Consider the following 21,769-nt stretch of genomic DNA (forward strand, 5'->3'; position numbering starts at 1 on the left):
GCGATGAATGTGGAAGAATTCAGAGAATACTGTCTCTCCTTGCCGGGAGTGAGCGAGAAGATGCCTTTCCTTAATGTGGCCGACAGATACAGTCGTGATGTGCTTTGCTTTTATGTGGGCGACAAGTGGTTTTGCTTTGTCAATATCGAAGTGTTCGATTTTTGCTGCCTCAAGTGCCGTCCGGAGGAATCGGCGGAACTGCGGGTGAGGTACGAGGGAGTGAAGCCGGGGTGGCACATGAACAAGAAGTATTGGAACAGTGTGTATTTCAACTACGATGTACCGGACGGCATTATCCGGGAACTGGTGGAACGCTCCTATCGGCTGGTTGTGGAGAGCCTGCCGAAGAGAGACAGGGAGCGCTATACTCCCATACACTCTCTATAAAAGTCGAACATCTCGAAGATTGTCTCCTTGTCTGCCGTCTGGTTGAGGCAGATGTCGCCCACTTCTTTCAATAAGGTGAAGTTGATGACTCCGGCGGTATTCTTCTTGTCATGCTTCATCAGTTCGTAGAGCTGGTCATACTGTTTGCAGTTGAAGGCGAAGCTGCCATAATTCTCTTTGACGAACTGGATGGTCTGGCGCATCTTGTCCTTCGGAAATCCGGTCTTTATATAAGAAAGGTATAGTTCGCAGACCAGCCCCCATGCCACTGCATAACCGTGCAGCACCGGACGGCTTTCGGCAAGGGCAAGGCTTTCGAAGGCGTGTCCCACGGTGTGCCCCAGGTTCAAGGCTTTGCGGATGCCGTGTTCCAGCGGGTCTTCTTCTACGATGTGTTCCTTTACCTGCACGGAACGTCCTACCATGGATTTCAGCAGGGCGTAGTCTGTCTTCTCCGTATCAAAGGCCAGCAGTTCCGCCAGATGTTTCGGAGTACTGATGAGGCCGTGCTTCAGCATCTCGGCATAGCCGGAGAAGAAGTTATGGGCATCGAGGCTGCGCAGGAATTCGGTTTCCAGCAGAACGCAGGCGGCGGGAGCAAAGACGCCGATTTCATTCTTCAGACCGTTGAAGTTGATGCCCGTCTTGCCTCCCACGGAAGCGTCGACCATGGCGAGCAGCGTAGTGGGAACGTTGATGTAGGCGATTCCCCGCTTGAAGGTGGAAGCGGCAAAACCGCCGAGGTCGGTCACCATGCCCCCGCCCAGGTTGATGAGCAGGGAGTGGCGGCTGGCCCCTTTCTCACTCAAGGCTTGCCATACGGCAGCCAGAGTTTCCAGATTCTTGTGCACGTCTTCCGCCCCGATAACAATCTCTTCCGCTCCTTCCAGCGCGGGGATGCCGTCCAGATGCGGGCGGCAGAGGCGGTGGGTATGCTCGTCGGTAAGGATGAAAAGCTTGTCGTGGGGGCACTTCTCTATGGCATGCGTCAGGCTGTTTGCCAGTCCTTCGCAAAGGATTACTTCTTGTTTACTCATCTTGTTAATTACAAATTACCAATTACTGATGTTACGGATTATGAAGGAAAGGGGGGCCTTCTTCATTATATTATGGTGCAAAGATAGCTCTTTTGGCAATAAAACGTTATCTTTGTCCCGTGAAATTCTATGGGAGCAAGGCGTTTCCGCCATCTGCCTCCTGCTGTTTGTAATTAGTAATTTGTAATTGATTGATAGAAATGAGAGCATTACTTCCCGTTTATTGCCGTCCGCTGGGCTATTTCATCATAGCTCTGGCGTTGTTCCTTCCTTTCATATTCCTATTGTGGGGAAAAGTGACAGATGCCAACTTGTTGTTTTACAAGGAATGCTCCAAACTCCTGATGATGATGGGAGCGTTGATGATAATCTTTGCCTTGTCGAAGAACGAGAATAAGGAGATAGAGCAGGTGCGTAACAAGGCCACGCGCAATGCCATCTTTCTGACCGTTCTTTTTATCTTCGGCGGTATGCTCTACCGGGTGGCGCAGGGTGACCTCCTTTCGGTCGATTCTTCTTCTTTTCTCATATTTCTCATATTGGACGTACTTTGCCTGGAATTTGGTATAAAGAAAGCGACGGTTGATAGATTATTTAAGCGGAATGGTCGATAAATGAAGCAAATCGTCATGTGGGGCATTAAACCTTTTGCCCGGAAGTCTGTCAAATGGAACAGTGAATAAAAGGCATTGTTCATTTAAAGAATAGACAAAGAATAGACACATGAAGAAAATTATCACGGGGATGGCGTTGCTGTTGGTAACAACGCTGTCTGCATTCTCACAGACCAAAAACATTACGGTATCGGGCCGTGTCGTGGAGGACACCAAGGAGCCTGCGATACAAGCTACCGTGCAGTTGCTTTCATTGCCGGACAGTGCCCAGGCATCGGGTACGGCCACTACGGCACAAGGTTATTTCACTCTTCCCAAAGTCAGTGCGGGCAAATACGTGCTGAAGGTTTCCTATATCGGATTCAAGAACCAGTACCTGCCCATGCATCTCTATGCCACGACGACAGCCAAGAACGTGGGTACCCTGACGCTGGAGACGGACGCCGTGATGCTGGTCGAGGCTGTGGTCACGGCCGAAGCGCCGCAGGTGCAGGTGGTGGAAGACACGCTGGTCTACAACTCATCCGCCTATCGTACCCCCGAGGGAGCCATGCTCGAGGAGTTGGTGAAGAAGCTGCCCGGTGCGGAGATTGACGACGAGGGTAATGTGAAAATCAACGGTAAGGACTTGTCGAAGATTATGGTCGACGGAAAGGAGTTCTTCGGTGGAGACGTAAAGACCGGTCTGAAGAACCTGCCGGTAGATATGATAGAGAAGCTGAAAACCTACGACAAGAAGTCCGATTTGGCACGTATCACCGGTATTGACGACGGTGAGGAGGAGACGGTGCTCGACCTGACCGTAAAGAAAGGCATGAACCAAGGGTGGTTCGGTAATGCCGACCTTGCCGGAGGTACGGAAGACCGCTATATGGGCCGCTTCATGCTGAACCGCTTCGTGGACAAAACCCAGGTGTCGATAGTGGGCTCTGCCAATAACGTGAACAACCAAGGCTTTTCAGGCGGTGGCGGCGGTCCGCGCTGGCGCAGAAACAACGGACTTACCGCGGCGAAAATGCTGGGTGTGAACTTCGCTACCCAGACCGATAAGCTGGAACTGGGTGGTAGTGCACGCTACAACTATCAGGATGGGGATATTGCAAGTATCGGTTCTACCGAGGACTTTCTGCCGGACGGCAATTCTTACTCCAACTCGAACAGCAAACAACGCAACAAAAACAAGAATTTCAATGCCGATTTCCGTATGGAGTGGAAGCCGGACTCAATGACGAACATCATCTTCCGTCCCAACTTCTCGTATGGCAAGACGGACAATCTTTCCGGTTCGGAGAGCGGCACGTTCAATGCCGACCCTTACAGTCTGGTGACCGACCCCAATAACTGGCTGAATCTGGAGAAGATTCTCAATCCGGACGATGACCTGTTGAGGAGTGTCCGTATAAATGCCACCAACAGCGGTTCGCTGAGCGACAACAAGAGTGTGTCTACGGATGCAACCTTGCAGTTGAACAGAAAGCTGAATGACAAAGGACGTAATGTCACGTTCCGTGGAAGGTTCGGTTATACCAATAATGACAACAACCAGTATACGGAGTCGGAAACGCATTACTTCAAATTGATGAACTACTTGCAGACGGGAGACTCCGTACTGATTCGTAACCAATATATAGCCACTCCGACCAAGAACTACAATTACAGTGCACAGCTGACTTACAGCGAACCGATAGCCCGTGCCACTTTCCTGCAATTCAGTTATCAGTTTCAGTACAAGTATAGCGAGAGCGACAAGACGACGTACGATTTGCAAGGCTTTCCGGATTGGGGATTGTCAACCCTGCTTCCCACGGGATATGAAGAGCATGTGGTGGACAGTCTGGGCAAGTATGCAGAATACCGCTACTACAACCACGATGCATCCGTGTCCTTGCGCTTCATCCGCGAGAAGTATCAGCTGAGCGCAGGCATGTCGTTCCAGCCGCAGCATTCCGTGTTGTCCTATAAGCGCGGCGACTATATGATTGATACCACCCGCAATGTGTTCAACTTCGCTCCGAATCTGGACTTGCGCATCCGTTTCTCCAAGGTGAGCCAGCTGCGTATGACATATCGCGGCCGCAGCAGTCAGCCCAGCATGGAGAATCTGTTGCCGATTGTGGATAACTCCAATCCGCAGAATGTACGTATCGGTAATCCGGGCTTGAAGCCTTCCTTCACGCACAACATGCGATTCTTCTATAATACGTATAATGCCGAAAAGCAGCGCGGCATTATGTCGCACGTCAATTTCTCGGCAACGCAGAATAGCATCAGCAACAGTCGTGTGTACAATTCGGAGACCGGCGGATGGACCACGACCCCGAAGAATATCAACGGTAATTGGAATGCGTTCGGCATGTTCGGTTTCAATACGGCACTACCCAATAAGAAGTATACCATCAATTCCTTCTCCAATGCCAACTATCAGAACTATGTGGCTTATCTGACGTCCGGTAAGGGAGCAGATGCCGTGGAACGGAAGAATACGACCACCAACCTGACACTGGGCGAACGTCTGAATGCCGCCTATCGTAACGACTGGTTTGAATTCGGTTTGAACGGAAGCATCTCCTATTCAATAGAAAAAGATAAACTGACGCCTGACAATAACCAGGAGCCTTATACCTTCTCCTACGGTGCCAACACGCAGATTTCCATGCCATGGAACATGACGCTCTCTACCAACATAGCCAACCAGAGCCGCCGCGGATATACGGACAGCAGCATGAACCGTAACGAGCTTATCTGGAATGCACAGTTGTCGCAGACTTTCCTGAAAGGGAATGCTACTGTCAGCTTTGAGATGTACGACATTTTGAAGAAGCAGAGTAACATCAGCCGTTCGCTGACTGCAAGCGGTCGTTCGGTGTACGAATATAATGGCGTGAACAGCTACTGCATGCTTCACTTCATCTATCGTCTGAATATTTTCGGCAGCAAGGCTGCCCGCGAGAGAATGCAGGGCAGACGCGGCTTCGGCGGTCCGGGATTTGGTCCGGGTGGTCCTGGCGGTTTCGGAGGACGCAGGCCGTTCTAAAATACCTCTCTGCCACGGCTCTCTCATTGGAGGGAGTCAGAGGGGGGGAAGGGAGTTATCGCCCTTCGGGCTTAGGAGTTAAAGCCGATAGCCCTGTGGATGCAGAGCGATACTGTCGGCTTTAGCTTCCTTTACCCCTCCTCTGGCTTTTTTGCTCTCTTTGGCTTCCTTTACCCCTCCTCTGGCTTTTTTGCTCTCTTTGGCTTCCTTTCAGCCCTCTTTGGCTTCCTTTCAGCTCTCTTTGGCTTCCTTTTAGTCTTCTTTGGGCTTCCTTTTAGCTCTCTCTACCCCTTCCCTTAACCTCCTCCGACTCCCTCTGGCTGCTTTAAATGAAAGAGTTGTGTCCTCTGTGTCTCTGTGTTTTTCTTTTTCTTTCATTTCATTTTTCGTACTTCATTTCTTTTTCCTACATTTGTTTCGCACTTAATCGTCTGTGAACATGCTTGATTGGAACTTCATAGCCAGCCAGATTGCTGCGATTGCCTTCGACGTTGTTTATTTCGGGGCCATTATCGGAACGATTGTCGTTATTATCCTCGACAACCGCAATCCGGTGAAAACCATGGCATGGATACTGATATTGATGTTTCTTCCCATCGTGGGACTGGTGTTTTACTTCTTCTTCGGGCGTAGTCAGCGCCGCATGCGTATGATAGGGAAGAAGAGTTACAGCCGCTTGTTGAAGAAACCTATGGCGGAATATCTGGCCCAGAATTCATGTGTACTTCCCATCAATTACAGCCGTCTCATATCCTTGTTCCGCAATATCAACCAGGCTTTTCCCTTCGATGGAAACCGGGTGGAAGCCTATACCCTGGGGCTTTTCATGCTGCAATCCCTGCTACGCGAACTGGGGAAAGCAACGAAGCATATCCACATGGAATTCTATATCTTCGAGGATGATGCCATCGGACGCTTGGTGCGCGATGTCTTGATGGAAAAGGCGCGTGCCGGGGTAGAGGTACGTGTGATTTATGATGATGTGGGTTGCTGGCACGTTCCCAATAGTTTTTTTGAAGAGATGCGTGAGGCCGGTATTGAGGTACGCAGTTTCCTGAAGGTACGTTTTCCGCTTTTCACCAGTAAGGTGAACTATCGTAATCATCGGAAAATAGTTGTCATTGACGGACGTATCGGCTTTGTGGGGGGCATGAATCTTGCCGAACGCTATATGCGCGGATTCTCATGGGGCATCTGGCGAGACACACATCTGCTGCTGGAGGGCAAGGCTGTTCACGGACTGCAGACCGCCTTCCTGCTCGATTGGTACTTTGTGGACCGCACTCTGATTACTTCTACCCGCTATTTCCCAAGAATAGAAAATTGCGGCACTTCCTTGGCGCAGATTGTAACGAGTGAGCCTGTAGGCCCGTGGAAAGACATTATGCAGGGTCTCGTCATGTCCATTTCCAGCGCAAAGAAATACTTCTATATCCAGACTCCCTACTTCCTGCCCACCGAAGCCGTACTTGTTGCCATGCAGACCGCCGCCTTGTCAGGTGTCGATGTGCGTCTGATGCTGCCTATGCGTGCTGATAACCGCTTGACGCATCTGGGTTCCTGCTCTTATCTGGCAGATGTGCTCTATTCGGGAGTCAAGGTCTATTTCTATAAGAAAGGATTCTTGCACTCTAAACTGATGGTTTCGGATGATGAACTGTCTACGGTAGGCTCCACGAATGTGGATTTCCGTAGTTTTGAACATAACTTTGAGGTGAATGCCTTCATCTATGACACGGAAACAGCGCTTCAGATGCGCGAAATCTTCCTTCAAGACCAGCGTGACTGCGTACAGGTATTTCTGAAAAACTGGGTGAAGCGCCCTTGGTATTGTAAGGCGGCAGAGAGCGTGGTGAGGCTGATGGCGCCGCTTTTGTAATTGATGATTGATAATTGATAATGGATAATTGACCGTGTTTGTTATGCAGTCAATTATCTATTATCTATTCTCAATTAAAGAACGTGAAGTTCACGCTACCGTACACCCTTCTCTCCACAAAGTGCGGATGTCCCTCGAAACTGTTTTTCTTTCCGTGTTCCAGAACAAAGAGGCCGTCTTTTTTCAGCAGATTGTTTTCGAAGATGAGGTCGGGCAGGGTTTCCAGCCCGGCAAGCTCGTAGGGAGGATCGGCAAAGATAAAGTCGAACTGCTCGCGTCCGCTCTTGATGTATTTGAATACGTCACCCCGTATGGGCAGGCACTTGTCTGTCTTTAGTTCTTGCAGAATTTTGCAGATGAAGGCGTAGTGGTCACGGTCTTTTTCCACGCTGATTACTTGGTTGCAGCCTCTGGATACCAGCTCGATGCTGATGCTGCCCGTACCAGCAAAAAGGTCGAGGGCATGTACACCGTCCTCAAAGTCCATGTAGTTGGAAAGCACATTGAATAGATTCTCTTTGGCAAAGTCGGTAGTAGGGCGTGCCTTGAATGAGTGGGGGACGTCGAAACGTCTTCTTTTGTATATTCCGCTGATTATTCGCATAGGGTTATGGCTTGCAGGTCAAGATTAGTGGCGGGATTCATGATGAACACCTGCCGGATGAATTTTCGCAGTTCGGACAACAATAGCTCTTTGTCGTTCAGGTCACCGGTGAGGTGTAACTCATCGCGCTCCTGCTCGAAGCCAAGTTGTTTCCATATATATAATAGGTAATAGACGCAGTCGGATGTACTTTTGCATTTAAAGGAATTGGCAAGAAGCAGGTGCCCGCGTTCGTAGCTGTATACGTCTACGGCATCTTTTTGCAAGTATACATACATTTTCCGATTGTTGCCCAGGCGGCTCTTCGAGGAGAAGAACTCGATGAAAGGGCTGGCTTGGGAATAGAATTTTATATCGGGATGCCGTTCGCGGAGAAAGGAGTAGGCGCTTTTGTCCATGCCAAACAGTACGACAGTGTTGTTTTTATGCAGTATGTTGTATAGTACGGTTTCGTTTTCCCGTTTAGGGTGGTTGTGATAGAAGATAATTTCCGTTTGTTCGTCCTCGAAGAACTCCAGGGGAATGAACGTGAAGCGCTTGTCTGCCATGAGTACATTGACACGGTGGAAGGGGAGCTCCAGCCATTCCAGTTCGCGGAAGGTCTGTTTCAGATTGGCAGTGAGGGAGAGGGACTCGTCCACTTTCCTATTGTAGTAAGAAAATTCATCGTTCGCCAGAGGGTTGAACACAGAAAAAGAAAATCCATCCGTACTGAGACGGATGGATAATGTATATTGTTCCGATTTATTAAAATCAGTCGTTTCTATCATACGTTTATCGGGATGAGATTATTCCCAGTTACCGGCATTGTTGTTGGCTGTTTCCAGACTACCAATCATCAGACCGCAGTACTTGCCAAGTTTGGTTTGTACGTCCTTGATGTTGGCAATTTCCTGCTGATCCAGACCATTCAAATAAACCTCGTACGGAGTCTTCACTTCGAGCAGACAGAAAGGAGCACCGGATTTAGCTGTATCATTCTTGATAGCCATTTCGAACTGTGCGCCGTTTCCGAAGGGAACATATCTCATGGAGTCAGCATTAAAACCTTTCGGGAAGATAGTGTCCAATACGGCTACCCACAGAGTATCACGCTTGAAGTTTTCCAATCCCCATTTCTTGACATCGGCATAGTTGCCTGTCTTCTTGGCTTTATTGATAATGTTGATGGCTTTCTTTTCAGTCAGACCGTCTTCCAACTGTTTGTCATCCAATTCACCTTGCTTGAAGATGAACGGAAGTTTCTGATGCTTGACAAAGTCAATCAGAGAGTCGAAGCTTTCAGTATATTGCTGGTTGTGTAAAGTACGATATTCCAATTGTGCTTTACGGATGTCAATCAGACGTGCGATGACAGCTGCGTCTCTGTGCTTCTTTGCTTTTTCAAAGTTGATAGGACCCATAATGCTGGCGTAACAAATATAAATTAGCACCAAAGCACATAAGCCTAAAATGACATTAAATACTGTTTTCATGATAAATATGTTTTTTAGTTGTTATATTCGCACCGCAAAAATAAAAGAAATTAATTTAAAAACGATAGTTCCCCTTACTTTTTTCTGTTACAAAAATGATAAATAACTATTTAGAAAGGCAAATTAAGGAAAATTTTCCTTATCAACCAACTCCAGAGCAAGAAATTGCTGTGAAATATTTATCGGAGTTCCTTCTCTCATCCCGTAACAAGGTGGTTTTTATGCTTCGTGGTTATGCTGGAACGGGCAAAACTTCGCTGGTCGGTGCTTTGGTGAGGACGTTGGATAAGCTGAAACAGAAGTCGGTATTGCTGGCACCGACCGGGCGGGCAGCAAAGGTTTTTTCGGCCTATGCGGGACATCCGGCATTTACAATTCATAAAAAAATCTATAGACAGCAATCTTTCTCTAATGAGTTGAGTAATTTCTCTGTGAACGATAATTTGACAACTCACACTCTCTATATAGTGGATGAGGCTTCGATGATTTCCAATGAGGGACTGTCCGGTTCCATGTTTGGTACGGGCAGGCTGCTGGATGACTTGGTGCAGTTTGTCTATTCCGGTCAGGGGTGCCGTTTGTTGCTGATGGGCGATACGGCGCAGCTTCCGCCGGTGGGAGAGGAACAGAGTCCCGCCCTCTTTGCCGATGCTTTGAAAGGCTATGGTCTGGAGGTATTGGAAGTGGATTTGACGCAGGTAGTACGTCAGGAACAACAGTCGGGTATTTTGTGGAATGCTACCCTCCTGCGGCGGTTGATAGCGGAAGATGATTGCTATAGTCTGCCCAAGATAAAAGTCTCGGGATTTGCCGACATCAAGGTGCTGCCCGGCAATGAGCTGATAGAGACGTTGAGCTCTTGCTACGACCATGACGGGCTGGATGAAACCATCGTGGTGTGCCGTTCCAACAAGCGGGCGAACATCTACAACAAGGGCATCCGTGCACAGATTCTCTGGCGTGAGGATGAGCTGAACACCGGTGATTTGTTGATGGTGGCGAAAAATAACTACTTTTGGACGGAAAAAGAGAAGGAGATGGACTTCATTGCCAACGGTGAGATTGCCGTGGTGCGTCGCGTGCGCCATACGCGTGAACTGTATGGCTTCCGTTTTGCGGACGTGACGCTGTCTTTTCCCGATTACGACGACTTCGAATTGGAGGTGAACATGCTGCTCGATACCTTGCATACCGACTCTCCCGCACTGCCAAAGGCGGAGCATGACCGGCTTTTCTATTCCGTCCTTGAGGACTATGCCGACATTACCGTGAAGCGCGAGCGGATGAAGAAGATGAAAGCAGACCCGTACTATAACGCTCTGCAGGTGAAGTATGCCTACGCCGTGACTTGCCACAAGGCGCAGGGAGGGCAGTGGAAGAATGTATTCCTTGACCAGGGCTATATGACGGACGAGTATCTGACACCCGATTATTTCCGTTGGCTCTATACGGCCTTTACCCGTGCCACAGGAACGCTTTATTTAGTGAACTATCCGATAGAACAAATTGTTTGAAAAATAGAGAGGGGTACTGACGCAGTATTCCGGTATTTTTTTTATTTTTGTAGATAGAACAACTATAACTGAATAATATTATGAAGAAGTTATACTCTTTCTTTGCTTTCATAGTGGTGCTGTTTATCGCTTCCGGTTGCCAGGACGATTATCGGAGCATGGTGCTTTTCGAAGGTGTGGAGCCTATTTATCAGATTGGGACATGTAATAATCTGGTGTCTAACCTTTCTTATTATCTTTCTGAAACAAATGAAGATACAGTGCTGGGCATTGACGGTGGCGACGGTTCCTATAATGTGATTAACGAGCATGAATCAGTGGCTTCCGTGACTTTTACCGATGATGTCAACGGGTATCAGCGTATCAAGATTCATCCGTTGGCAGAGGGGGAGACGATTGTGAAGGTGATGGATGGTTCCGGTGAGGAAACACAACTGCGCATCACGGTGAAAGGTCGTAGGCAATATACGTTGACGAAGATGGGCTTCGAGTATGGTATCAGTAGTGGTGCACCGACGGAACTGCTGGGGGATGTTTCTAAGGAACTTGCCGAGCGTCCTTGGGTGAAGGATGGTGGGTATTATGTGCTGGTGCCCGAAGATTTCTCCAATAGTATGTGGAAAGGTATATTGGAAATCTATCCAACGGGGAAAGAGGAGGAACCGCTAATGGGAATATACGAGACAGTTCCAGTGGAAGATGAGAGCGGGGATACATATGCACTGTGGCAGTTTACTTATAATGGAGAGAAGAGGCTCTTTACGCGGACGGTTTCGGGAAATGGTAAATGTGTTCTTGCGGAAAATGTAACTCCTTTCTGTCCTTTCGGTTTGTTGCCCGAAGGTGCACTGGTGGTTTATCGCGAAATGTTTCTACTTCGGATGGAATGAGGTTTTAGTAGAAATCTTGTCAAGAGCAGATTTACGAAAGATTAACAGACGGGAGGCTTGGGCTTCCCGTTTTTGTTTCTGTTGCGCATCATCTGTCTGTTCTGTATGCATCATTCGTTTGCTTCGAATGTATTGTCTGTTTGTTCTGGACTAATCATCCGTCCCTTCACTTCACTGTCCCAAACCTCAGGGTTTTTCACGGAAACCCCAGGGCTTTGGAGGGTAAATGCCAGCCATTTTACTTGCTAAGGTGTGGCATTTAGGATGGTAAGGTGTAGAGTTTTGGGAGCCGGCATGTGGCATTTCAAATGGAATACCGTGGAAGGTAAAAAGAAAAGGAGAAGCAATGCTCCTCCTTTCCCGGTAGTTTAATTTTGAAATATCTAAAAAATGACGTTACAAATATACAACATCGCAGAGGCGATGTCAAGTGTTTCGCCAATCATTTTCGATTATAATCCTGCCAATTCCAATACTTTGTCAATGGCAGCGTTCAGTCCGTCAGCATTCTTACCGCCGGCAGTTGCAAAGTGGGGCTGGCCACCGCCACCGCCTTGGATAAGTTTGGCAGCTTCTTTCACCAGGTTTCCGGCTTTCAGTCCGCCTGCCACGAGGTTGTCGCTCAGCATGACGGTCAGCATCGGCTTGCCTTCGGCTTCAGTTCCGGCCACGAAGAACAGGTTCTCTGTAATCTGGCCGCGTAGCTGGAAGGCGATGTTTTTCACCGTTTCCGCCGGTAGCGGAGCACAGAACTTGATAACTTTAACGCCATTGACTTCCTGCACGTTCTTCAAAAGCTTTTCTTTCAACTGTGCTTCCTTCTCCTTCATGAAGTCTTCTACCTGTTTCTTCAGTCCGGCATTCTCGTCGATATACTTACGGATGGTTCCGGCAAGGTCGGGAGCATTGTTGAAGAGCGCCTTCAAGTCGCGTAGCGTGTCCTCGATGGTATTCAGCATTTCTTCCACGCGTGCACCTGTGTAGGCTTCGATACGGCGTACACCGGCAGCTACGGAGCTTTCGGAAACAATCTTCACCATACCGATGTTGCCGGTAGCGGCTACGTGCGTACCGCCACAGAACTCTACGGAAGAACCGAACTGAATGACGCGTACATGGTCGCCGTACTTCTCACCGAACAGAGCGATGGCCCCCAGCTCCTTAGCTTCTTCGATAGGAATGTTGCGGTATTCCTTCAAAGGTATGTTGGCCCGAATCTTTGCATTAACGATGTGTTCTACCTTGCGGATTTCCTCGTCCGTCACCTTCTGGAAGTGTGAGAAGTCGAAACGCAGGGAGTCCGGTGTAACCAAAGAACCCTTCTGCTCAACATGCTCACCAAGCACTTCGCGCAGTGCGGCATCCAGCAAGTGGGTGGCAGAGTGGTTGGCGGCACAAGCGGCACGCTTGTCGGTATCCACGCATGCCATCATTGGAGCTTCCAGGTGTTGGGGCAGCTTCTTGGCGATGTGGATGGGCAAGTTGTTTTCCTTCTTGGTGTCTATTACTTCGATGGTTTCGAACTCGTTCACCAATACACCGGTATCACCTACCTGACCGCCGCTTTCAGCGTAGAATGGAGTCTTGTCCAGCACAATCTGATACAAGGTCTGGTTCTTTTGCTTCACTTGGCGGTAGCGCAGAATGGATGTTTCATATTCCGTATAGTCATATCCCACGAATTCGGTAGTACCTTCTTTTAGCGTAATCCAGTCACCGGTTTCTATGGCAGCGGCATTGCGGGCACGCTGTTTCTGCTGTTGCATTTCGGCATCGAATTCCTTGATGTCGGCAGTCATGCCGTTTTCGCGGAGAATCAGCTCCGTCAGGTCGAGCGGGAAACCGAAAGTATCATATAAGGTGAAGGCATCCTTTCCGCTGATTTCGTTCTTGCCCGCGGCTTTGGCGTCTGTCATGGTCTTTTCCAGCAGGCGGATACCCGTCTCCAATGTGCGGAGGAAAGAGTCTTCTTCTTCTTTGATAACTTTTGCAATCAAGTCCTTCTGTGCATTCAGTTCGGGGTAAGCGCCACCCATATTCTCGATGAGCACGGGAAGCAGCTTGTACATGAATGCCTGCTTCTGTCCGAGGAACGTATAACCGTAGCGTACGGCACGTCGCAGGATACGGCGGATGACATAACCTGCTTTGGCATTGCTCGGTAGCTGTCCGTCGGTGATGGAGAAAGCTATGGTACGGATATGGTCGGCAATCACGCGCATGGCGATGTCCGATTTCTCATCTTCGCCGTACTTCTTGCCTGCCATGTCGCCGATGGCTTTCAGTATCGGTTGGAACACGTCCGTATCGTAGTTGGAAGTCTTTCCCTGCAGCGTGCGCACCAGTCGCTCGAAGCCCATACCGGTATCGATAACTTTGGCAGGAAGCCCCTCCAGACTGCCGTCTGCCTTGCGGTTGAATTGCATGAACACGAGGTTCCAGATTTCAATCACCTGCGGATGGTCTTTGTTCACCAGTTGGCTGCCCGGAATCTGTGCCTTTTCTTCTTCGGGACGTGAGTCGATGTGTATTTCGGAACACGGACCGCAGGGACCCGTATCACCCATTTCCCAGAAGTTGTCGTGCTTGTTTCCGTTCAGGATATGGTCTTTCGGCAAGAACTGTTCCCAGTAGGAGGCAGCTTCGTTGTCGCGTTCCAAACCTTCTTCAGCGTTACCTTCGAACACAGTGGCATAGAGGTCTTTCGGGTCTATCTTCAGCACATCCACCAGATACTCCCATGCCCAGGAGATAGCTTCTTTCTTGAAGTAATCACCGAATGACCAGTTGCCCAGCATCTCAAACATGGTGTGGTGGTAGGTATCGTGCCCCACTTCTTCCAAGTCATTATGCTTTCCGCTTACGCGAAGGCATTTCTGTGAGTCCGCAACTCTTTTGTATTTCGCCGGGTGGTTGCCCAGAATAATATCTTTGAACTGGTTCATTCCTGCGTTGGTGAACATCAACGTGGGGTCATCCTTAATCACCATCGGAGCCGAAGGCACTATCTGGTGACCTTTACTTTCGAAGAAACTCTTGAAAGAGTCTCTGATTTCGTTTGCAGTCAACATACGTCTATTTATGATTTATGATTTTTATTTATAGCTTGCGACTCATGACTTGTACAATTTATGATTTTAAAGGAAAAAGCTATCAGCCTTGTAGGTAATTCCCCACTATTATCACTCTTATAAATCATAAATCTTATAATTCTTGAAAAAACCGTGCAAAGATAGCTTGTTTTTATTACTTTTGCCGCATTGACAAGCGAAATATTTCCTAAGATGCGCAAAGTTTACTACATTTATAATCCACAGACGCAGACGTACGACCGTATTTATCCTACCGTGAGGCAGCGGGCGCTGAGTATTCTCCGCCGTTTGTTCATCGGTATGGGGCTGGGTGCGGGCAGTTTCATCGTGCTGCTGTTAATCTTCGGCTCCCCGTCAGAGAAAGAGTTGCGGAAAGAAAACAGCCAACTCCAGGCGCAGTACAACGTGCTCTCTCGCCGACTGGACGAGGCGATGGGAGTGTTGCAGGACATACGGCAGCGTGACGACAACCTGTACCGGGTGATTTTCATGGCCGACCCTATTCCTACTGCCATTCGTCAGGCAGGATATGGCGGCACCAACCGCTATGAACATCTGATGGATATGGCAAACTCCGATTTGGTTATCAATACCACTCAAAAGATGGACATGCTCAGTAAGCAGCTTTATATCCAGTCGAACTCTTTTGATGACGTGGTGGATATGTGCAAAAGCCACGACGAGATGTTGCGTTGCATTCCGGCCATCCAACCGATTTCGAATAAAGACCTCAAGAAGACTGCTTCAGGCTACGGTACGCGTATAGACCCCATCTATGGCACTCCGAAATTCCATGCCGGTATGGACTTCTCTGCCAATCCGGGTACTGATGTCTATGCCACAGGAGACGGCACGGTTATCAAGATGGGATGGGAAACCGGGTATGGTAATACGGTCATTATCGACCATGGTTTCGGCTATCAGACATGGTATGCCCACCTGCGCGATTTCCGTACAAAACCGGGTAAGAAGGTGGTGCGTGGTGAAGTCATCGGCGGAGTAGGCAGTACGGGCAAGAGCACCGGTCCGCATTTGCACTACGAGGTGCACGTTAAAGGGAAAGTCGTGAATCCGGTGAATTACTACTTCATGGATTTGAGTGCCGAGGATTATGACCGCATGATACAGATTGCGGCAAACCACGGGAAGGTGCTTGACTAATCTATCACTTCTTCGCAGACTGCCATTTCCGTGCCTCGGTATACCACTACTATCCGTTGTAGCGTAGTATTACCTATGTTGTTTCGGACAGTTTTGCTGGCAGCATAGCGATTGTCTTGCTTAATGGCTTCACAGCGTAGTTGTTCCACCCGTTCGTTGCTGTCTTTTCCTTTGGCATATTTCAGTTCGATGATGTAGCTGTGCTCCATGTCCTTGTAGATTTCGGTCAGCGGAAGAAGGAAGATGTCTGCATAGCCTGCTTGTGTGTCCTGTTCCAAAATCGGATGGTAGAAGCGGTTCTGCGACGTCATGGCGAGAGTGAAGCCGTGCACGTAGGCTTCGCCCTTCTGCTTGTCGCGCTGGGAGGAGTAGCGGTGCAGGCAGTTGTACAGCTGTTCACGCACTACTTGGTTGGGGATGGTTAGCTTTGTAGCACCTTTGTGCGTGCCGCCAATGGTGAGCATGCTGAAATGAAACAACAAACTGATGAAATTGTCAGGATGGGTAATCTTCTCGGCTGGGAATCCCGCTTTCAGTTCTCCTGTCACGAATCCTTGTTCCACCGGTTTCTGTATGACCGAAGCGTCGTGGGCAAACTCCTTGTCTTTGCGGATAAGCATACGTAGTTTGTTGTAGTCCACGCGGATATTCTCTTCCACCATGTTCTTCGGCGGTTTGCCTCCATTGCGTACGTAGTTATCCACAAAGTAAAGCACCATATTGGAGTTGTACATCGTGGTGCGCCCATAGCTGTCTTCTGAAAAGCGGTAGTTGTCGTATCATGGTTTCATCAATACTGCTAATTCATCCGTAGTATGGTGGAACTCGCAGGTAGTGGCATAATAGTTTAACATTTGGCGCACATCCTCTTCCGTAAATCCGGTTAGTTCATTGAACTCGGCAGACAGCGAGTAATTGGTTCCGATATTGAAGCCGCTTGTCAGGTCATCCATCCTTTTCCTTTTGTCAACACAAATATAGTGCAAAGAGTTCGGAATGAGAAGAGTACTTTTTCTGCTTTTGCAGGTCATTTATAAGCTCCTTAAAATGGAGGGTGGCGTTAAAGTATCCATCAATTACGCCAAACTTGAAGCTAGTGACAATACAGATGACTTTGCCGCAGAACAAGCAGACTGTCAATCGGACTATGCTCATGAAACGGCATCAACGTATTGCGGCACCATTATTCACGGATGTTTTTTCTGAGAGGTCATAAAAAAGCGGCGGCAGATTCTGAAAACATCACGTAGTTTTCAGAATCTGCCGCCGCTTTTCTAAAATTTATCACCCTCTTTTTCAGAAATGAGTTCTATCTACCCCTGGTAACCGTTATCCGTAGAAATCGACTTTCTGTGTGAATTCTCTATACAAGTAATCATGTGGAAAAATTAATTCGGTTCGTCAGCTAATGCCAGTATCATAAAAGAATATTGGGTAATAAGAGGTTTATAGATTTGTACTGAATAAACATTAATTTTGAATGGTGATATTTCTGTTTCTTATCAACTCTTCAAAGTTTTCAATATTATACTCCACTTTAGGTATCTCTGTTTTTTGATGAAAATCTTCCCAATAGAAGCCAATTCTTCGGATCTTGGCTCTGATGCCTTTTTGTTCATTATTGGAAGATTGCAGTTTCAGTCTGATTAACTCTTTAATTTTGAAAACTTCTTCTGAAGTGAATATTTTCTTACCTTTCATAATTATTCTTTAATGTTTAGTATGTTAGGGCATTTTCCCAATTTTTTATCTTTTCTCCTATCTTTTTAGCACAAGCATTACTGGTAGAATAAGCTATACTGGACGGCAATCGAGTTTTGTAATAGTTGGCAGCTTTCTTTCCATTAAATACAACTTTTTTTATTTTTGGGTAACGATTCAGCAAGCCGTCAATGTCATTATATTCTTCTTCTTTTATATTGCTATCCAGGCTGCTTTCACGTTCACAAGACTGTAACGTATCCCATAATGCAATGTGGTGTTTCTTTAAACACGAAATTTTTTCCTCGTAATCTTTGAATTCCATATTGGAATTGAACAATCTCTTCATTATTTTCCAGAAACTATTATTGGGTGAAGCGTAGTATTCTTTGCTTCTCAGTGATTCTTTACCGGGCATGGTTCCCAATATTAGGATTTCGGAACTTTCATCAATAATAGGCGGTAATGATTGTACCCTGTTGTTTAGTAATTCATCTTTTTTCATCGTTCTGTGATATGTTAATGTTATTCTTCAAAAATTGCAATAGCATGTGCCATCCATATAGAATTGTTTTGATAATCTTCTTTACAGCCTTTGGGAATATATAAAACGAAGCGTAAAGGAGCTATATCTTCTATAGAAGCTCCCGTTTCTTCAACAAAACTAGTTGGAGTTATTGTCGGCGTTATTTTTCCTTTAATGATAACGTTTTGTAATCTGGAACAGTTTCCAAATGCCCAACGTCCTATATATGTTACGTTTTGAGGAATAGTTATAATGGATAAATTTTTACAAAGTCCAAATGTGCTATCCTCTATTTTTGTTAAGGTTTCAGGCAAATGAATATCTTCAAGTGCGATACAACCTAAGAACGCATAAGCTCCTATGGTTTTTACTCTATTGGGAATGTTTATGTTTTTTAGATTTTTACAATGATTAAAAGCGCATTCACCAATGGATTTAGCTTGTTCTGGTAAAAGTATATGTTCCAATTTTTCCCAATTGAGAAATAGATAATCAGTAATTTCATTGTCTTTCGTGAAATAGTCCATGTCATTGTTTATGCGTTGATATGAATCTCCTCCAGATCTAATATTTGCATGTGATAAATCTAAATGAATAAGATTGGTCATTTTCTCCATGATAACAAAATCAGTCCCATTTATATAGCCTATAAGAGTCAAATCTTTTATTTTAGTTAAGTCTGTTGTAGATAATATTTCAGGTAATTTGCCTGGCTCTTGAATATCTATCCGTGCTTTAGTTCCATTCTCTGATAATGTTAATGCAGGTTTTGCAGCTTGGTATATTTCTATTTGTTCCGAGTTGCTTTCACCTTTAAATGTAATTTTACATTCGCGAGGAGATGTTTTTTCATTCTCTGATGAAATAAATGTAATGATTTGTTTTCCAGGCTGATATTGAAGATTGCCTTCTTTGTTGTAAATCCATGATTGGCCCTCTGGGTCAATTTCAATTGCATAGTTACAATTTGACAGAACTTCTATTTGAAATGTTGTACTAACATGACGAATTTCATACCTTTTTTCTGGAAGCTGGATAAAATTTACCGATTTTTGCTTGATATTCAGTTCCTTTTGTGTGTCTCCCACCTTTATTACAAACTGTGCATTCCTTTCATTGTGTTCTGCATTTTCTGCAACATGAATGTAGGCTGTGACTTCATTTGATTGTTCAAAATTATATTTATACTCTACTGTGCACCACTTATTGGTGGGGGTTATCTGACTATGCCACCATGTTTGGTTCATGATAGTAAAAGACATGGATTGTTCGCCTCCTTCTGCAGGGAAAATTATGCCATTAGTAAATAGCATTTCACTTTCCGGTGAAAGAATGAGTTGTGGTTCGTCTTCTTTGCTGCATGAAACAATAAGCACACATGAAATGGCGATAAACCATAAGGAAATTTGCAGATTGATTTTTTTCATGATTAGAATAACTTATGGCTATAGTGGACTCCGAATCATAGCCTTATTACTATAAAAGAAAGTGTGGAGTCACATCATCTATCTCGTTAGAGGCTCTGGTAAACCCGAATGTAAATAGACAATATCCCCCACACTTGTAATGTATATCGCTTAGGTAAGCATATACAAACAAGTGATGAGCGTGATTGCTATTCCTTACATTCATTGAAAATTTACCAGACTTTCTAACGAAGGATAAAAGCTACACTTTCATCAATAAACTATGTATGTCCTAACCAGTTATGTTTGGACTTTGCAAAACTACAAAAAGTTTATTGATTATCAAACTCAAAGAAGGGGATATTGTCATCTGTTTTTTAGTAATAAACTCTATTTTTTATCAAATCATCTTCTTCGTCATCTATCTGTGCATCATAGATTTCGGGCGGATAGGTAAGTTCATCTTCCGGATTTGCAAGATATTCATCTAAATTTTCGTTGAAGATGTCGCTTTCGCTTTGTTTTTCGGGGGATAGGCGATATGTTTCTTCCGATATTTTTTTATAAGTTATGTTCCCGTTTTCGGAGGGGGAAGAATGTGAATCGTGAAATTTGTTTCTGAAGGCACGTTGTCGCGCGGCGTTTTCATTCAGGCTCTTTTCTAACATTATTTTGTTCATACTGTCTTGATAAGAATAATATCCAAAGATACTAAGGAAACAAAGTACGCCTATTCCTTTCAGGATATTCTTTCTGCTTTGGTAAGACTGGTTGCTCATGATTTTCTGTTTTAGACGTTTATTATGTTGGAAAGACGATAGACTATTATCCATTCCTTTTCAGCGCCTCTTCATACACCTTCCGCACCCGTTCGCGCAGGTGCATCGGCTTGACAACTGTCAGCGAACGGCTACGTGCCAGCAGTGCCATTACAAAATCGTTGGTGATGCGCAGGTGCAAGCGGATGCGGAATTCCTCTTCATTGTCAACCAGCACTTCTTGTGAATGGTGCAGCGGTACGGATTTCAGGAAACTGCCGTCCAGTGCATCGTAACTTAGTTCGATTTCTTCCACAGGGATGTCGGTCTGGTTCCAGATGCCGTAGCTGTCTTTGAACAGTTCTTCCACGTTGATATTCATGTTGCGTTTGAAAGTCTCTTCGTAAAGAATGCTCAGGTTTCGGATGCAATCTACACTGAAGGTTTTCAGCATTCCTTTGTCGTAGGCGAGGAGATACCATCTTTGCTGGTCTTCTTTCAGGTAATGGGGAAGGACTTTCTTTTCACGTATTTTTCCTCCTTCGCGTACATAGATGTAGTTGAAAATCACCGGATGGGAGAATTTGATAGCTTTTATCAATAGTGGAAGACACTCGCAATCCATCGGGCGGTGGTGTTCCGCCAGTACGTATGTATGCAGGTTGGAGGTACTGTCGATGGCGTTCAGCAAGTCGAAGTTCAGCAGCAGGCGCTCATATTGTTCTTTTTTCAAGTCATCTTCCTCATTGATGTAATAGCCGTTCCGTTTCTTGTCAAAACAGATGCGTATGCCGAAGAGGCTCTCTATTTCATTGAAGTCACGTTGCAGCGTTCGCAAATCTACGGGAGTGCCGTCGCGTTCCTCCATGCGGAGCGCGACATAATTTTCCAATTCCTCCCGCGATACATAGTGCTGCAATCCTTTCAGCTTGTTGATAATAATCAGCATCCGCTGCAATCCTTCTAACTTTCTGCCCATATATCTTTTCTTGTTTCGTTCTTGCGAACAAAGATAACAGGGTTGGACGACAAAACGTGTCGCCTGCAGAAAAAAGTGACGGTTAAAACCGCCGGTTTAGAGATTTTAATCCGGAAAAGAACGGAGGTTTGAAAAAAGAGGTATATTTTTGTGCTTTTAAAAAGTACTCTATGCTGAATACAGATAAGAATTTGAAGTTATATTACTCCATCAGTGAGGTGGCTACCATGTTTGGTGTCAACGAATCGCTGCTCCGCTTCTGGGAAAAGGAGTTTCCGCAACTCAATCCGAAGAAGGCGGGACGGGGCGTGCGGCAATACCGCAAGGAAGATGTGGAGACAGTGAAGCTCATTTACCATCTGGTGAAGGAGCGTGGCATGACGTTGCCCGGCGCCCGCCAGCGGATGAAGGACAATAAAGAGAACACGCTCCGTAACTTCGAGATTGTGGATCGTCTGAAGGCTATCCGCGAAGAGCTGGTGGGCATGAAGCTGGCGCTGGACGCGTTCACCTACGACGATGTGGAGAATCTGAAGGAAAATATTCAGAATATGAAGTAAGTATCTACTTCGACTAATCCGCGCGTGTCTATTTGGGAAAATCAATATCAGAACTGTTATTCATTTTGCAGCTAAATTTTGCAATTAATTTGAATACGGTAACTATTCAGCGAGAACAAAGGATACGAAGAATTAGCCCGTCAGTTTAGACG

The 21,769-nt window shown here is 46.3% G+C and carries 20 protein-coding genes and 1 pseudogene; 9 read left to right on the forward strand and 12 right to left on the reverse strand.

Annotation, left to right across the window (positions count from 1 at the left end; genetic code table 11):
• The first annotated feature begins 3 nt into the window (after positions 1 to 3).
• Complete coding sequence (locus E5355_RS05935) at positions 4 to 387, forward strand: MmcQ/YjbR family DNA-binding protein (RefSeq protein WP_136009569.1); 384 nt, start codon at positions 4 to 6, stop codon at positions 385 to 387.
• On the opposite strand, the gene aroB is transcribed toward E5355_RS05935, so the two are convergent.
• Positions 363 to 1,424: a 3-dehydroquinate synthase gene (gene aroB / locus E5355_RS05940; RefSeq protein WP_136009570.1), complete on the reverse strand. Its 1,062-nt coding sequence runs from the start codon at positions 1,422 to 1,424 to the stop codon at positions 363 to 365. The two genes, E5355_RS05935 and aroB, sit on opposite strands and share 25 nt — an antisense overlap.
• A gap of 200 nt (positions 1,425 to 1,624) precedes the next feature.
• Here aroB and E5355_RS05945 point away from each other — a divergent pair, with 200 nt between their 5' ends.
• Positions 1,625 to 2,038: a hypothetical protein gene (locus tag E5355_RS05945; RefSeq protein ID WP_136009571.1), complete on the forward strand. Its 414-nt coding sequence runs from the start codon at positions 1,625 to 1,627 to the stop codon at positions 2,036 to 2,038.
• 109 nt (positions 2,039 to 2,147) lie between these two features.
• Positions 2,148 to 5,072, forward strand: a complete 2,925-nt coding sequence (locus E5355_RS05950; protein ID WP_136009572.1) for a TonB-dependent receptor — start codon at positions 2,148 to 2,150, stop codon at positions 5,070 to 5,072.
• A gap of 252 nt (positions 5,073 to 5,324) precedes the next feature.
• Here the strand turns inward: E5355_RS05950 and E5355_RS20120 are convergent, their stop codons facing one another.
• Positions 5,325 to 5,450, reverse strand: a complete 126-nt coding sequence (locus E5355_RS20120) for a hypothetical protein (protein WP_256371988.1) — start codon at positions 5,448 to 5,450, stop codon at positions 5,325 to 5,327.
• A 61-nt stretch (positions 5,451 to 5,511) separates the two neighbouring features.
• Here E5355_RS20120 and cls point away from each other — a divergent pair, with 61 nt between their 5' ends.
• Positions 5,512 to 6,951, forward strand: coding sequence for a cardiolipin synthase (gene cls / locus E5355_RS05955; protein ID WP_136009573.1), 1,440 nt, complete (start codon positions 5,512 to 5,514; stop codon positions 6,949 to 6,951).
• A gap of 70 nt (positions 6,952 to 7,021) precedes the next feature.
• Here cls and rsmD read toward each other — a convergent pair whose 3' ends face one another.
• The 3 genes from rsmD to E5355_RS05970 are packed head-to-tail and all read right to left on the reverse strand — an operon-like array spanning position 7,022 to position 9,030.
• Positions 7,022 to 7,555: a 16S rRNA (guanine(966)-N(2))-methyltransferase RsmD gene (gene rsmD / locus E5355_RS05960; RefSeq protein ID WP_136009574.1), complete on the reverse strand. Its 534-nt coding sequence runs from the start codon at positions 7,553 to 7,555 to the stop codon at positions 7,022 to 7,024.
• Positions 7,546 to 8,325: a DUF3822 family protein gene (locus E5355_RS05965; RefSeq protein ID WP_136009575.1), complete on the reverse strand. Its 780-nt coding sequence runs from the start codon at positions 8,323 to 8,325 to the stop codon at positions 7,546 to 7,548. Before E5355_RS05965 ends, rsmD begins: the two co-directional genes overlap by 10 nt.
• 18 nt (positions 8,326 to 8,343) lie before the next feature.
• Entirely contained in the window at positions 8,344 to 9,030 is a 687-nt protein-coding gene (locus E5355_RS05970) for a hypothetical protein (RefSeq protein ID WP_136009576.1), read from the reverse strand.
• Between the two features lie 95 nt (positions 9,031 to 9,125).
• Here E5355_RS05970 and E5355_RS05975 point away from each other — a divergent pair, with 95 nt between their 5' ends.
• Entirely contained in the window at positions 9,126 to 10,544 is a 1,419-nt protein-coding gene (locus tag E5355_RS05975; protein ID WP_136009577.1) for an ATP-dependent DNA helicase, read from the forward strand.
• Between the two features lie 80 nt (positions 10,545 to 10,624).
• Positions 10,625 to 11,434, forward strand: coding sequence for a hypothetical protein (locus E5355_RS05980; protein ID WP_136009578.1), 810 nt, complete (start codon positions 10,625 to 10,627; stop codon positions 11,432 to 11,434).
• A gap of 452 nt (positions 11,435 to 11,886) precedes the next feature.
• On the opposite strand, the gene alaS is transcribed toward E5355_RS05980, so the two are convergent.
• Complete coding sequence (alaS, locus tag E5355_RS05985) at positions 11,887 to 14,505, reverse strand: alanine--tRNA ligase (protein ID WP_136009579.1); 2,619 nt, start codon at positions 14,503 to 14,505, stop codon at positions 11,887 to 11,889.
• A 213-nt stretch (positions 14,506 to 14,718) separates the two neighbouring features.
• Between alaS and E5355_RS05990 the strand changes: the two genes are divergently transcribed.
• On the forward strand, positions 14,719 to 15,687 hold the full coding sequence (locus tag E5355_RS05990) for a M23 family metallopeptidase (RefSeq protein WP_136009580.1): 969 nt from the start codon (positions 14,719 to 14,721) through the stop codon (positions 15,685 to 15,687).
• Here the strand turns inward: E5355_RS05990 and E5355_RS05995 are convergent.
• Positions 15,684 to 16,640, reverse strand: a pseudogene (locus E5355_RS05995) (AAA family ATPase); the annotation flags it as partial. The gene E5355_RS05990 and the pseudogene E5355_RS05995 sit on opposite strands and share 4 nt — an antisense overlap.
• Before the next feature lie 43 nt (positions 16,641 to 16,683).
• On the opposite strand from E5355_RS05995, the gene E5355_RS19365 reads away from it, so the two are divergent.
• Complete coding sequence (locus E5355_RS19365) at positions 16,684 to 16,893, forward strand: hypothetical protein (protein ID WP_168354287.1); 210 nt, start codon at positions 16,684 to 16,686, stop codon at positions 16,891 to 16,893.
• 264 nt (positions 16,894 to 17,157) lie between these two features.
• On the opposite strand, the gene E5355_RS06000 is transcribed toward E5355_RS19365, so the two are convergent.
• From E5355_RS06000 to E5355_RS06020, 5 genes are all read right to left on the reverse strand, one after another.
• Positions 17,158 to 17,388, reverse strand: coding sequence for a hypothetical protein (locus tag E5355_RS06000; protein ID WP_136009581.1), 231 nt, complete (start codon positions 17,386 to 17,388; stop codon positions 17,158 to 17,160).
• A gap of 16 nt (positions 17,389 to 17,404) precedes the next feature.
• Positions 17,405 to 17,893, reverse strand: coding sequence for a DNA-deoxyinosine glycosylase (locus E5355_RS06005; RefSeq protein WP_136009582.1), 489 nt, complete (start codon positions 17,891 to 17,893; stop codon positions 17,405 to 17,407).
• Positions 17,894 to 17,913: 20 nt separating this feature from the next.
• Positions 17,914 to 19,341: a leucine-rich repeat protein gene (locus E5355_RS06010; RefSeq protein ID WP_136009583.1), complete on the reverse strand. Its 1,428-nt coding sequence runs from the start codon at positions 19,339 to 19,341 to the stop codon at positions 17,914 to 17,916.
• A 356-nt stretch (positions 19,342 to 19,697) separates the two neighbouring features.
• Positions 19,698 to 20,099 (reverse strand): hypothetical protein, encoded by a 402-nt coding sequence (locus E5355_RS06015; protein WP_136009584.1) that lies wholly within the window; start codon positions 20,097 to 20,099, stop codon positions 19,698 to 19,700.
• Positions 20,100 to 20,145: 46 nt separating this feature from the next.
• Complete coding sequence (locus tag E5355_RS06020; protein ID WP_136009585.1) at positions 20,146 to 21,057, reverse strand: helix-turn-helix transcriptional regulator; 912 nt, start codon at positions 21,055 to 21,057, stop codon at positions 20,146 to 20,148.
• 170 nt (positions 21,058 to 21,227) lie between these two features.
• Between E5355_RS06020 and E5355_RS06025 the strand changes: the two genes are divergently transcribed.
• Positions 21,228 to 21,617 (forward strand): MerR family transcriptional regulator, encoded by a 390-nt coding sequence (locus tag E5355_RS06025; RefSeq protein ID WP_136009586.1) that lies wholly within the window; start codon positions 21,228 to 21,230, stop codon positions 21,615 to 21,617.
• Positions 21,618 to 21,769 lie beyond the last annotated feature (152 nt).

This window comes from Bacteroides muris (ex Afrizal et al. 2022), from assembly GCF_004793475.1.
In the GTDB taxonomy this organism is placed as follows: Bacteria; Bacteroidota; Bacteroidia; order Bacteroidales; family Bacteroidaceae; genus Bacteroides; species Bacteroides muris.

Coding starts and splice junctions, on each gene's coding strand:
- E5355_RS05935 (WP_136009569.1), top strand. CDS start 4: ATGAATGTGGAAGAATTCAGAGAATACTGTCTCTCCTTGCCGGGAGTG.
- aroB (WP_136009570.1), bottom strand. CDS start 1,424: ATGAGTAAACAAGAAGTAATCCTTTGCGAAGGACTGGCAAACAGCCTG.
- E5355_RS05945 (WP_136009571.1), top strand. CDS start 1,625: ATGAGAGCATTACTTCCCGTTTATTGCCGTCCGCTGGGCTATTTCATC.
- E5355_RS05950 (WP_136009572.1), top strand. CDS start 2,148: ATGAAGAAAATTATCACGGGGATGGCGTTGCTGTTGGTAACAACGCTG.
- E5355_RS20120 (WP_256371988.1), bottom strand. CDS start 5,450: ATGAAAGAAAAAGAAAAACACAGAGACACAGAGGACACAACTCTTTCA.
- cls (WP_136009573.1), top strand. CDS start 5,512: ATGCTTGATTGGAACTTCATAGCCAGCCAGATTGCTGCGATTGCCTTC.
- rsmD (WP_136009574.1), bottom strand. CDS start 7,555: ATGCGAATAATCAGCGGAATATACAAAAGAAGACGTTTCGACGTCCCC.
- E5355_RS05965 (WP_136009575.1), bottom strand. CDS start 8,325: ATGATAGAAACGACTGATTTTAATAAATCGGAACAATATACATTATCC.
- E5355_RS05970 (WP_136009576.1), bottom strand. CDS start 9,030: ATGAAAACAGTATTTAATGTCATTTTAGGCTTATGTGCTTTGGTGCTA.
- E5355_RS05975 (WP_136009577.1), top strand. CDS start 9,126: ATGATAAATAACTATTTAGAAAGGCAAATTAAGGAAAATTTTCCTTAT.
- E5355_RS05980 (WP_136009578.1), top strand. CDS start 10,625: ATGAAGAAGTTATACTCTTTCTTTGCTTTCATAGTGGTGCTGTTTATC.
- alaS (WP_136009579.1), bottom strand. CDS start 14,505: ATGTTGACTGCAAACGAAATCAGAGACTCTTTCAAGAGTTTCTTCGAA.
- E5355_RS05990 (WP_136009580.1), top strand. CDS start 14,719: ATGCGCAAAGTTTACTACATTTATAATCCACAGACGCAGACGTACGAC.
- E5355_RS19365 (WP_168354287.1), top strand. CDS start 16,684: ATGAGAAGAGTACTTTTTCTGCTTTTGCAGGTCATTTATAAGCTCCTT.
- E5355_RS06000 (WP_136009581.1), bottom strand. CDS start 17,388: ATGAAAGGTAAGAAAATATTCACTTCAGAAGAAGTTTTCAAAATTAAA.
- E5355_RS06005 (WP_136009582.1), bottom strand. CDS start 17,893: ATGAAAAAAGATGAATTACTAAACAACAGGGTACAATCATTACCGCCT.
- E5355_RS06010 (WP_136009583.1), bottom strand. CDS start 19,341: ATGAAAAAAATCAATCTGCAAATTTCCTTATGGTTTATCGCCATTTCA.
- E5355_RS06015 (WP_136009584.1), bottom strand. CDS start 20,099: ATGAGCAACCAGTCTTACCAAAGCAGAAAGAATATCCTGAAAGGAATA.
- E5355_RS06020 (WP_136009585.1), bottom strand. CDS start 21,057: ATGGGCAGAAAGTTAGAAGGATTGCAGCGGATGCTGATTATTATCAAC.
- E5355_RS06025 (WP_136009586.1), top strand. CDS start 21,228: ATGCTGAATACAGATAAGAATTTGAAGTTATATTACTCCATCAGTGAG.